Origin of the sequence: Devosia insulae DS-56 (assembly GCF_000970465.2) — a bacterium.
In the GTDB taxonomy this organism is placed as follows: Bacteria; Pseudomonadota; Alphaproteobacteria; order Rhizobiales; family Devosiaceae; genus Devosia_A; species Devosia_A insulae.
In genome coordinates this window covers 1-11,801 of sequence record NZ_LAJE02000028.1, presented here as the reverse complement: position 1 = coordinate 11,801, position 11,801 = coordinate 1, and the positions used below count along the sequence as shown (strand labels likewise).

Annotated in this window: 11 protein-coding genes; 3 read left to right on the top strand and 8 right to left on the bottom strand. The window is 65.3% G+C overall.

Annotated features, from left to right (window positions below; all coding sequences use genetic code 11):
* Positions 1-54: 54 nt before the first annotated feature.
* The 8 genes from VW23_RS01130 to puuE form a co-directional block, all read right to left on the bottom strand.
* Positions 55-519: an SRPBCC domain-containing protein gene (locus tag VW23_RS01130; RefSeq protein WP_069907763.1), complete on the bottom strand. Its 465-nt coding sequence runs from the start codon at positions 517-519 to the stop codon at positions 55-57.
* Positions 516-1,226: a DNA alkylation repair protein gene (locus VW23_RS01125; RefSeq protein WP_069907762.1), complete on the bottom strand. Its 711-nt coding sequence runs from the start codon at positions 1,224-1,226 to the stop codon at positions 516-518. The genes VW23_RS01130 and VW23_RS01125 overlap by 4 nt, the downstream gene beginning before the upstream one ends.
* A 27-nt stretch (positions 1,227-1,253) precedes the next feature.
* Positions 1,254-2,156 (bottom strand): alpha/beta fold hydrolase, encoded by a 903-nt coding sequence (locus VW23_RS01120; RefSeq protein WP_084645410.1) that lies wholly within the window; start codon positions 2,154-2,156, stop codon positions 1,254-1,256.
* Complete coding sequence (locus VW23_RS01115) at positions 2,140-3,915, bottom strand: serine hydrolase (protein WP_069907760.1); 1,776 nt, start codon at positions 3,913-3,915, stop codon at positions 2,140-2,142. The genes VW23_RS01120 and VW23_RS01115 overlap by 17 nt, the downstream gene beginning before the upstream one ends.
* A 95-nt stretch (positions 3,916-4,010) precedes the next feature.
* Positions 4,011-4,469, bottom strand: coding sequence for a VOC family protein (locus VW23_RS01110; RefSeq protein ID WP_069907759.1), 459 nt, complete (start codon positions 4,467-4,469; stop codon positions 4,011-4,013).
* A gap of 111 nt (positions 4,470-4,580) precedes the next feature.
* The gene (locus VW23_RS01105; RefSeq protein ID WP_069907758.1) at positions 4,581-5,063 is read right to left on the bottom strand and encodes an SRPBCC domain-containing protein; all 483 of its coding nucleotides are present in this window, start codon (positions 5,061-5,063) and stop codon (positions 4,581-4,583) included.
* A 27-nt stretch (positions 5,064-5,090) separates the two neighbouring features.
* The gene (locus VW23_RS01100) at positions 5,091-5,447 is read right to left on the bottom strand and encodes an ArsR/SmtB family transcription factor (RefSeq protein WP_069907757.1); all 357 of its coding nucleotides are present in this window, start codon (positions 5,445-5,447) and stop codon (positions 5,091-5,093) included.
* 224 nt (positions 5,448-5,671) lie between these two features.
* Positions 5,672-7,090: an allantoinase PuuE gene (puuE, locus tag VW23_RS01095; protein ID WP_141728170.1), complete on the bottom strand. Its 1,419-nt coding sequence runs from the start codon at positions 7,088-7,090 to the stop codon at positions 5,672-5,674.
* Between the two features lie 211 nt (positions 7,091-7,301).
* Between puuE and uraH the strand changes: the two genes are divergently transcribed.
* The 3 genes from uraH to xdhB all read left to right on the top strand — a co-directional run bounded on the left by uraH (position 7,302) and on the right by xdhB (position 11,767).
* Entirely contained in the window at positions 7,302-7,658 is a 357-nt protein-coding gene (gene uraH, locus VW23_RS01090; protein ID WP_069907755.1) for a hydroxyisourate hydrolase, read from the top strand.
* A gap of 157 nt (positions 7,659-7,815) precedes the next feature.
* Positions 7,816-9,279, top strand: a complete 1,464-nt coding sequence (gene xdhA / locus VW23_RS01085) for a xanthine dehydrogenase small subunit (protein WP_069907754.1) — start codon at positions 7,816-7,818, stop codon at positions 9,277-9,279.
* Positions 9,280-9,439: 160 nt separating this feature from the next.
* On the top strand, positions 9,440-11,767 hold the full coding sequence (gene xdhB, locus VW23_RS01080; protein ID WP_069907753.1) for a xanthine dehydrogenase molybdopterin binding subunit: 2,328 nt from the start codon (positions 9,440-9,442) through the stop codon (positions 11,765-11,767).
* Positions 11,768-11,801 lie beyond the last annotated feature (34 nt).

Genomic DNA, 11,801 nt, shown 5'->3' with positions numbered 1-11,801 from the left:
GGGTGGAGGGAGGCCTTGCCGCCCCTCCCCTCAAGGGGGAGGGGAGCTAAGCCCTCACTCCAACCCGGCCAGCAAGTCCTCCAGCCGGTCGTAGTGCAGCACCGACTCGTCGTTCATGCCGGCCTGCACCAGCAGTTCGCGCACGTCTGAACTCGGGAACTCCGACAGCACGTCGAGGGTGGTTATCCCGGCGTCCTCGCTGAGCTCGGTGGTGACCAGCACTTCGCCCGGGTCCCAATCTTCCCAGTGTTCGGTCTGCACGATGCGGCTCGGCAACTCGATGTGGCGGAAGGTGCCGTATTGGCCGATCTCGCGGCCGTCGGGGCGGCGGGTGACGATGCGCCAGTCGCCGCCGACGCGGAGGTCGAGTTCGGCGCTGACCAGCTCGGCATACCAGCGCCGCAGCAGGGCGGGGGTGGTGAGCGCCGCGAACACCAGATCGCGCGGCGCCTTGAAGCGGCGGACCATGCGGATGGCGCGCTCACCCTCGAGGCTGATGTGCAGCGGTTCGCGGGTCATTTGGCCTTGCCCATGGCGAGGTAGCGGGCCCGCTCGTCCGGCACGTAATGTTCGAGCGCGTTGCGCAGCATGACGCGCGGCATGCGCGCCGCGTGCCTGTCGAGGAAAGCGTTGAGCGCCGGGCGGTTGGTATCGGTGCTACGCAGCATCCAGCCCACGGCCTTGTGCACCAGATCCTCGGGGTCATCGAGCAGCAGCTCGGCGATGGCGAAAGCGTCGTCGAGCTGGCCGCGGCGGATGAACGAGAAGGTGGCGAGGGTGGCGGTGCGGCGCTCCCACATGTTCTCCGATTTCGCCAGCCGGTAGAGGATGTCGCGCGGACGGTCGACGAGATGCGGGCCGATGACGTAATAGGCGGCGAGATCGACCAGGTCCCAGTTGTTGATGCGGTCGTGGCGGCGCAGGTAGAGCTCGAACAGCTCCTGTTTGCGCTCCGGCGTGGTCTTTTTCGCCTGGTATTGCTTGGCCATGATGCTCATGGCGGCGGCGCGCGCCTCATGGATATCGGACTCCATCAGCTTTTCGATCTCGGCGGGCGGGGTCAGCACACACTGTTTGGCGAGGGCGAAAACCTCGCCCATGCGCACGCCAATGAAGCTGTCGGCCGCATCGTCCTCGAAGTCGAAGTAGCGGTGGTATTTCTTCCGCTCCTCGTCCGACCGCAGCTCCTGCAGTCGGGCGAGGATCGCTTCAGCAGTGAGTTCCATGTCGTCCCCCTCAACCGGGCTGGCGGTTCAGCCGAGCCGGTCCCAACGTGCCCGCATCATCGGCTCCAGCCAAGCTCCCCGTTTGAGGATGGAGGTGTGCGTCGTTCCTGGCAGGATCGCGAGGTGCGAGCCTCGGAGCAGCACGGCCAGTTCGGCCGCATGGGCGGGCGGCACGAAATCGTGGTCGCCGATGACGATGAGGGCAGGGGCCCGGATGGCGGCAAGCTGCTCGTGGCTCCAGCCCGGCCAGCCGCCGACATAGGCCTGTGCCTTCATCGCCACCTGCTGGAAGACGCCTGGGTTGGGCGCCGTGCGCTGGTAGTGCTCGGCCCAGGCGCCGAATTCCTCCTGGGTCGGCAGTATCGCCAGCAGCTCGGCCGAAGGCACGTGCTGTGGATCGCGCTGCATGTCCAGCAGTTCGGGGATCGTACCCTCCGGGCTGAAGCTCCGCCCCAGCATGGTCAGGCTGCGGACCAGCTCCGGCCGGCGGATGGCGAGGCCGCCCGCCGCGATTGCCCCCATGCTGTGACCGACGATGTCGGCGCCGGTGATCCCCAACTGATCGAGCACGCCCGCAGCGTCGGCGACCATCTGTGCCTCGGTGAAGGGCGTCGCCCGATCGGCAGTGTGACCATGCCCCTGCGCCTCGATGGCGATGACCCGCCGGTCGACGGCAAGGCGCGGCAGCAGGTCGCCCCAGGCGGTTTCGATGCCGTAGAGCGCGCCATGCAGCAACACCGCCGGAGGCTGGCTGCGGTCGGCGCCGTGATCTTCGACATAGAGTTCGAGGCCGTCGACGTTCAGGTAGGTTTCCACTTTTGTCCCCTCGGCCCTCGTCGGGCCGGCAGTGAGTGCCAGCGTCAACGCGGCGGCACTCCGGATGATGTCTCGTCTGCGCCAGCCGGCGCCACGTTCAGTTTGCGGCGCCATCGAAGCTCTTCCCCATCTGGTCCATCACCTGCTCGAGGCCCATCTGCGAGTAGTCCATCATCGGCTTCGATGTCGTGGTGTGCTCGGTGATGGTGACCTCGGTGACATCGCCCTTGGGCGTCAGTGTCACCACGGTGGCGACGTCGCGCGGGAATTCCACGGGCATGCCGACGCTGGTCGGGTCGATCGGGTTGCCGTCCTTGTCGGAGAGGTTCTGGACGTATTCGAGCCGCTCGTTGGGGACCACTTTGGTGTATTCCCAACGCATCCACAGGTCGTGCCCCTCGGGCGAGCGCATCAGCACCACCGAGTAGCCACCCTCGCGCACATCCATGCGGGCCTCCGGGCTGGTCCAGGGGCGCGGGCCCCACCACTTCATCACCTCGGCATCTTCGGTCCAGGCGCGCCAGGCGCGCTCAGGCGAGGCGTTGAAGCTGCGGGTCACTGCAACATCGTGGGTGATGAGCTCGGGCACGTCGGACACTCCCTTGGTTTCGGCGCCGATGGCGGTGAAGGCGCCGCGCCAGAAGTCGCGGAACTGGTTGGAGGCGATGTAATATTGCACCGACTGGGTGAACATCAGGCCGATCAGCCCGGTCGCCGGGTCGTTGGCCCAACTGGTGCCGTAGCCGCCATCCCAACCGTAGCGGCCGGGCGTTGGCGTAATGTCGTCGGGCGTGTCGTAGGTCAGCACGCCATAGCCCCAGCCGAGCTTGTCGAAGAAGCCGGGCATGAAGCCGGCGCCATCCTGCTGCTCCGGCGTCAGCTGGTTACGGGTCATCTCGGCCACCGAGGCTTCGCTGAGGAGGCGGGTGCCCTGGTATTCGCCGCGGTTCAGCAGCATGCGGGCGAAGGCGAGGTAATCGTCGAGCGTCGAGACGAGCCCGCCGGCGGCCGAGGGGAAGCTCGGCGGCTTGCTCCAGATGCCCTCGACGGGATCCTCGAGGAACTGCTCGTTGGTGGCGAAGTTCACCGAATAGGCCGGCTGGAAGCGGTTGAGCTTTTCCGGCGGTACGAAGAAGCCGGTATCGACCATGCCGAGCGGGCTGAAAATTCGGGTGGCGAGGAAGTCTTCGAGCGGCATGCCGGAGGCGCGGGCGATCAGCACGCCGAGCAGGAGCGAGCCGGTATTGTACATCCAGGTCTCGCCCGGCTGGTGCATCAGCGGCAGTTCGGCGAACTTGGCCATCCACTCATCCGGCGTCCATGGCGTCGCCGGCACCGGGGGGCCATTGGTCAGCTGGCGCGCGTCGATCGCCTGCTGGATCGGCAAAGTCGGGTCGAACAGCACGCCGAAGCCGAGCGTGAAGTTCATCAGGTCGCGCACCAGGATCGGGCGGCTTGCCGGCACCGTATCGGTGATCGGGCCTTTCAGGTCCTTCAACACCTGGCGGTTGGCGAGTTCGGGAAGCAACCGATCGACCGGCTCGTCGAGGCTGAGCTTCTTATCTTCGACCAGCATCATCACTGCCGCGGTGCCGACGGCCTTGCCGACCGAGGCGATGCGGAAAATCGTGTCGCGACGCATCGGCACGCCGCCCTTATAGGCGGTATTGCCTGCGGTATCGACGATCACCTCGTCGCCTCTGGCGAGCAGCCAGACGGCGCCGGGCATGTCGCCTTTGGCGATCGAAGCTTCGATCTTGCCCTTGAGCGCGGCGAGAGCGGCAGGATCGAACGTTGCTTGCTGGCCGAGGGCGGGGATGGCGGATGCCAGTACCAGCGAGCTGACGGTGAGAAGGAAGGTTCGGCGGCGCATCGTGGGTCTCCGGATTTCGGCAAGCCGCTCCCGGCCGCGCGCCGGGTGGCGCGCGGGGCAGGGCGTTGCGATGTGGGTTTTGGGAGGTCGTCGGCTTAGCTGCCGGCGTAGGCCTTCTGGATATCGGCCACGATGATCTTCTTCATCTGCAGCATGGACTGCATGGCGCGAGCCGCGCCGGCGCGGTCACTGCCGGCCAGGGCCTCACCGAGCTGCTTGGGGACGATCTGCCAGCTGAGGCCGAACCTGTCCTTCACCCAGCCGCACTGGCTCTCCTCGCCGCCATCGGCGGTGAAGGTGTCCCAGTAGTGGTCGACCTCCGGCTGGCCGTCGCAATCGATGGTGAAGGAGATCGCCTCGGTGAAGGGGAAGGTCGGGCCACCGTTCAGCGCCATGAACTCCTGGTCCTTGAGGCGGAAGGTGATGGTGATGATGCGGCCATCCGGGTAGCGGTCGACCTTGCGGATTTCGCCGTCCTTGAAGGTCTCGATGTAGAAGTTGACCATCTCTTCGATCCGGTCGTCGATCCACAGGCAGGGCATGATCTTGGGCATTTGAAGTCTCCTTGGTTGGATTGAGTTTCTCCGATCGCTGCAGCGGAACGCAGCAGCGGCGGGGTGGTCGCAGTGGCAGTAGAAACTTCCGGGGCAGGTCTGCCCGGGGGTTTAGTAAGCCGGCATGTCGGCCAGCAATTCTTCGAGGCGCTTGAAGCCCATCTCCATGCCCTCGGCCATCGGGGTGGCCCTGGCGCCGTCGCGGGCTTCCTTATTGGCGTAGAGGATGGTCACCACCGAGGTGGCGATGCCATTGACTTCGGTGATGCGGTTGGTGACGATGGTCTGCCCGCCGGTCCAATCCATGTCGTAGATCTCGTTGGTCTTGATCCAGTCGGGGCGGGTGATTTCGAGCACCTCGCCGCCCGAGCCCATCTCGAAACCGGTGGGCCCCTTGGTGACGAAGCGCCACTTGCCGCCGACCCGGGCATCGAACTCGCAGGTGACGAACACCCAATCGGCCGGACCGAGCCAGCGGCGGATCAGCGCCGGGATGGTCCAGCAGTCGAACACCAGGTCGGCCGACGCCTTGAAAGTGCGGGTGACGACGATCTCGCGATCCGAGGGCGGGGTGATGGTCAGGGGCGGCTGCATGGGCGTCTCCTCTGGTCTTCTTGTGGTTCAGTTCTTCTTGTCGCCTTTGGGGGCGAAGCGCTGCAACTCGTCGAGCAGGGTATCGAGCCGCTGGTAGCTCTGCTCCCAGAACTTGCGATAGTTCTCGAGCCAGCCCACCGCATCGGCCAAGGGCAGCGCTTCGATCTTCACCGGGCGCCGCTGCGCATCCTTGCCGCGGGAGACGAGGCCAGCGTTTTCCAGCACCTTGATGTGCTTGGAAATAGCCGGCTGGCTCATCTCGAACGGCGCCGCCAGCTCATTCACCGACGCATCGCCCACGGCCAGCCGCGCCAGGATCGCCCGCCGGGTGGGATCGGCGAGGGCGGCAAAGGTGAGATCGAGCTGGTTCGGGTTGGGCTGCATTTCATAACCTGTTCGCTATATAACGAGATGGTTATGATTGATGTTGTGAGGGATGTCAAGCGGGGTGGTGCCGAGGGGCATACTGATAGAGACGGCCCCCTCCCGGCCTCCCCCATGAAGGGGGAGGTGAAGAGTCGAGGCTCTGTCTTCGATTGTGCCAAGCGCACCGGCGGGGCACCTCCCCCTTCATGGGGGAGGATGGGAGGGGGCCGTCTGCTGCCCGCTTAGCCGCCCAGAATCTGCCGGATGCGCAATTCCGCGATCCGTTCCACCTGCCGGCAGGCGGTGGCGAACTCGGTGTCCCGATCATTGGCCAGGCGCTTTTCGAACGCCGCCATGATCTGGGCCTTGGTGTTGTCGCGCACCGCGATGATGAAGGGGAAGCCGAATTTCTCGACATAGGCGGCGTTCATCTTGCCGAAGCTCGTCCGTTCGGCATCGGTGAGCGCATCGAGCCCGGCCGAGGCCTGCTCGGACTCGGATTCGGAGGTGAGGCGCTTCGCCGCCGCAAGCTTGCCGGCGAGGTCGGGGTGGGCGATGAGGACGGCCAGCCGCTCGGCGCTCGTCGCGGCACGGAACACCTGGCTCATCAGGGCATGGAGCCCAGTGGCCGTATCGTGGGCCGGGCCCATTTCGCGCTTGTGGGCGCGCTCGGCCACCCATTCGGAGTGCTCGAACACATTGCCGAACAGCTGGGTGAAATCGTCGAGCGCCAGTTCCGATGGAACGATCTCCGGCTTCACATAGGGGTGGGCCTGCAGCCAGTGCTGGGCGATATCGATCCGCTTGGCGATCCAGACCTTGTCCTTTTCCATGATGTACTCGACGAAGCGCTTCAGCCCGGCAAAGCGGCCGGGCATGCCGACCAGCCGGCAGTGCAGCCCCAGCGACATCATCTTGGGGGCGCCGGCCTCGCCCTCGGCGTAGAGCACGTCGAAAGTGTCCTTCAGCAGCTGGAAATACTCCTCGCCATTAGCGAAGCCCGATGCCGTGGTGAAGCGCATGTCGTTGGTGGCGAGCGAATAGGGGATGATCAGCTGCGGGCTGCCGAAATGCTCGCGGTAATAGGGCAGGTCGTCGTCATAGGTGTCGGAGACATAGGTGAAGCCGCCTTCCTCGCTGGCGAGATCGACGGTGTTCACCGAGGTGCGGCCGCAATACCAGCCGGTGGGGCGGGCACCGGTGACTTCGGCATGCAGCTTGATCGCGGCGTGCAGATCCTCGCGCTCGTGCTCGATGTCGTAATCCCGGTAGTCGATCCACTTGAGCCCGTGGCTGGCGATCTCCCAGTCGGCGTCGAGCATGGCCTTGACCTGCTCGGGCGAGCGCTGCAAAGCGGTGGCGACGCCATAGACGGTGACCGGCAGCTTCAGGCCGGTGAACAGCCGATGCAGACGCCAGAAGCCGGCGCGGGCGCCGTACTCATACATCGACTCGACATTCCAGTGGCGCTTGCCCGGCCACGGCACGGCACCGATCACATCGACGAGGAAGGCCTCGGACGCCGCATCGCCATGCAGGATATTGTTCTCGCCGCCTTCCTCGTAGTTGAGGACGAACTGCACCGCGATATGCGCGCCGCCGGGCCATTGCGCATCCGGCGGATTCGGGCCGTAGCCCTGCAGGTTCCGGGGATAACGCATCATGGGCACCTCTTGGTTGGTTCCCGATTTATCACGAGCGCCATGCCGCGATGCAAGGGCGGCAAAAGTGGACCAGTTGGTAAAAAACTGCCCGGCACCCCCTTGGAACGGAGGCGAATATGCTCAATAGTCGGGCAATCCAAGGGTTATGCCTCAACGGCAAGCGGGAGCCGCGGGGGCGATCCGGCGCGCAGGGTGAAGGGACTAGACTATGGCGGGTTCAGCACGCCTGACGACGCACGTACTCGATACGACACACGGCAAGCCGGCCGCCGGCATGCGGCTCGACTTGCTTATGGTCCATGGCGACCATACGCACCATATCTGGTCCGGACACACCAATGCCGACGGGCGGGTGGACCAACCGCTGCTGGAAGGCGACCGCTTCCACCTGGGCAGCTATGAGCTGATCTTCCATGTGGGGCAGTATTTCGAGCGGATCGGGGTCAACCTCGAAAACCCGTTCCTCGACACAGTGCCGGTGCGGTTCACGATGAGCGAGGCGGCGCATTACCACGTGCCGCTGCTCGTCTCGCCGTACGGATATTCGACTTACCGGGGAAGCTGATGATGGGCACAGCCACGGTGCAACGATTTTCCACCGGCGTCATTCCCGCGAAGGCGGGAACCCAGTGCCGGGCGAGCCTCGCACTCGGCGTCGGAGGCGCCATCCCACTAGTTTCCCGCCTGCGCGGGAATGACGTCCGTGGGTGTGGAGATGTTCAGTGACTGAGGTTCGGAACCAGCTGCGCTTCATCCTCAACGACCAGGACGTCGTGCTGGACGAGATTTTGGCGACCCGTACGCTGCTCGATTTTCTCCGCCTCGACCGGCGCATGACCGGCTCGAAGGAAGGCTGCGCCGAGGGCGATTGCGGCGCCTGCACGGTGCTGGTGGGACGGGTGACTTCGGGCGAGCTCAGCTACGAATCCGTCAATGCCTGCATCTGTTTCGTCGGATCGCTTGATGCAACGCATGTGGTGACGGTCGAGCACCTCTCGGCCGCCAATGGTCCGCTGCACCCGGTGCAGCAGGCGATGGTCGAGCATCACGGCAGCCAGTGCGGCTTCTGCACGCCCGGCATCGTGATGTCCCTCTACGGCATGTGGATGCAGAACGCCGACCCCTCGGTGAACGACATCGAGGTGGCGCTGCAGGGGAACCTCTGCCGCTGCACCGGCTATTCGCCGATCATCAAGGCCGGCCAGTCGATCTCGGCTTACGGCACGGTGGTAGCCGATCCGCTGGTCAGCGAGCGGCAGACGATCAAGGCGCGGCTCGAAGCCCTGCGCGACGGCCGGCGGGTGGAACTCGGCGAAGGCAAGGACCGGCTGATCGTGCCGGCTTCGGCCGATGATCTCGCCGAAGTCTACGCTGCGAACCCCCAGGGCACGCTGGTGTCGGGCGCCACCGATGTCGGCCTTTGGGTCACCAAGTTCATGCGCGATATCGGGCCGATGATTTTCATCGGCGATATCGCTGAACTGCAGGACATCGAGGCAACCGAAAGCGCGCTGAAGCTTGGGGCAGGGGTGACCTATTCTGCCGCCACCGCCGCGGTGACGGAGCGCTTCCCGCAGCTGACCGAACTCTGGATGCGCATCGGCGGCCAACAGGTGCGCAATATGGGCACCATCGGCGCCAACATCGCCAATGGCTCGCCGATCGGCGACACGCCGCCGCCGCTGATCGCGCTCGGCGCTTCGATCTCGCTGCGGAAAGGCGAGACCTGCCGCGAGGTGAAGCTCGAGGATTTCTTCATCGCCTATGGCAAGCAGGATCGGCAGCCCGGCGAGTTCGTCGAGAGCGTCACCATCCCATCGCTGCCAGAGGGTGAGCAGTTCGCTTGCTACAAGATCACCAAGCGCAAGGACGAGGATATCTCGGCGCTGTGCGGGGCGTACCGGTTGAGACTCGAGGCCGGCAAGGTGGCCGCCATCACCATCGCTTATGGCGGCATGGCGGCAACGCCGAAGCGCGCCAAGGCGGTGGAAGCGGCTTTGCTGGGCAAGGCGTGGACTGTTTCGGCGGTCGAAGCGGCGATCCCGGTGTTTGCCGAAGACTACCAGCCGCTCACCGATATGCGCGCCTCAGCCGAGTATCGCCTGTTGGCGGCACAGAACCTGCTCCGCCGCTTCTTCCTCGAGACCACCGGCGAGGGTGAACGGCTGACGAGGGAGGTGGCGTGATGCGTGCTCAACTGCTGGCAGACGGCCCCCTCCCATCCTCCCCCTTGAAGGGGGAGGTGCCGCACCGAGTGTTTGACACGATCGAGCCACGAGCTCGACTCTTCACCTCCCCCCTTGTGGGGGAGGCCGGGAGGGGGCCGTCTGCTGATGGTGGGCACCCATGAACAAGCAATCCCCGATCACCACCTCGCCGCTGCATGTCTCGGTCAAGCACGACTCCGCCATCAAGCAGGTGGCCGGCCGCGCCGACTATATCGACGACCTGGTCGAGCCCGAGGGCACGCTGCACGCCTATCTCGGGCTTTCCAGCAAGGCGCATGCCGATATCGCGTCGATGAACCTCGATGCGGTGCGGGCCGCGACCGGCGTGGTGGGGGTGCTGACCGCCGAGGATATTCCGGCCGAGAACGACGTGAGCTCGGTGCACAAGCATGACGAGCCGGTGTTTGCCACCACCCGGGTGGTCACCTGGGGCCAGCCGCTGTTCGCGGTGATTGGCGAGACGCGCGAGGCAGCGCGGCGGGCGGCGAAGCTGGCGAAGATCGAGTATCGCGAGCTGCCGCATGTCACCGACGTCGATGCGGCGGTGGCGGCCGGCGGCAAGCTCGTTACCGAGCCCTTGAAGCTCGAGCGCGGCGATGTCGAAGCCGGCTTTGCCGCCTCGCAGCATCGGGCCAAGGGCCGGGTGCGGATCGGCGGGCAGGAGCATTTCTACCTCGAAAGCCAGGCGGCGCTCGCCATCCCCGGCGAGGACGATGAGATCACCCTGCAGGTCTCAAGCCAGCACCCGACCGAAATCCAGGTGATGGTGGCGCAGGTGCTCGGCATTCCGCATGCCGCGGTGACGGTGAACATGCGCCGCATGGGCGGCGGCTTCGGCGGCAAGGAAACCCAGGGCAACCTGTTCGCCGTGGTGGCAGCCGTCGCGGCCAAGATGTTCAACAAGGCGGTGAAGATCCGCCCCGACCGCGACGACGATTTCCAGATCACCGGCAAGCGCCACGATTTCGTGGTCGATTACGATGTCGGCTACAATAGTGACGGCAAGATCCAGGCGGTGACCGCCACCTATGCGGCGCGCTCCGGCTATTCCGCCGACCTCTCCGGCCCGGTGACCGACCGGGCGCTGTTCCATTGCGACAACGCCTATTGGTATCCGACGGTCAAGGTGAACTCGCTGCCGCTGTTCACCAACACGGTGTCGAACACCGCCTTCCGCGGCTTTGGCGGCCCGCAGGGGATCATCGCGGCCGAACGCTGGATCGAAGACATCGCCTATGCGCTGGGCAAAGACCCCTTAGAGATCCGCAAGGCCAATTTCTACGGCACCGACACCGACAATGTGACGCCCTACCACCAGGTGGTGGAGGACAATGTCATCCACCGGGTTATCGAGGACCTCGAACAGAGTTCCGACTACCAGGCACGGCGCCAGGCCATCCTCGCCTTCAACAAGACCAGCAAGGTCTTGAAGAAGGGCATCGCCATGGTGCCGGTGAAATTCGGCATCTCGTTCACCGCCACCTGGCACAACCAGGCCGGGGCGCTGGTGCATGTCTATCGCGACGGCTCGATCCATCTGAGCCATGGCGGCACCGAGATGGGGCAGGGGCTCCATATCAAGGTGATGCAGGTGGTGGCCGACGCCTTCGGTGTGCCGGTCGAGCGGGTGCAGATCACCGCCAGCAATACCGGCAAGGTGCCCAACACCTCGGCGACGGCGGCCTCCTCCGGCACCGATCTCAACGCCATGGCGGCGCTCGACGCGGCCAACCAGATCAAGGCCCGGATGATCGCGCATGCCGCCTTCATCTACGAGGTCGAGCCCAAAGACGTGCAATGGGAGTTCGGCGGGGTGCGCGCCGGGCAGCAGTTCGTGCCGTTCGACGAGCTCGCTACCTCGTGCTGGATGAACCGGGTGCAGCTGAGCGCCGCTGGCTTCTACAAGACGCCGAAGATCCATTGGGATCGCAGCACCGGACGCGGCCACCCGTTCTACTACTTCGCCTATGGCGCAGCGGCGTCGGAAGTGACGATTGACACGCTGACCGGCGAATATCAGGTCGATCGCTCCGACGTGCTCGAGGATGTCGGCCGCTCGCTCAACCCGGCCATCGATATCGGCCAGGTGGAAGGCGGCTTCATCCAGGGCATGGGCTGGCTCACCACCGAGGAACTGTGGTGGGACGGCAAGGGCCAACTGCGCACCCACGCCCCCTCGACCTACAAGATCCCGCTCGCTTCAGACGTGCCGCGCATCTTCAACGTGCGGCTGGCCGAATGGAGCATCAACAAGGAGCCGGCGATCGGGCGCAGCAAGGCCGTCGGCGAGCCGCCGCTGGTGCTCGGCTATTCGGTAGTCGAGGCGCTGTCGATGGCGGTGGCGTCGGTCGCCGATTACAAGGTCGCGCCGCAGTTGGATATGCCGGCGACTCCGGAGCGGGTGCTGATGGGGGTTGAGCGGATGCGGCGGGCGAGGCAGGGCTGATGGCGGTGCGGGAAACACACCCCCCACCCTGTCC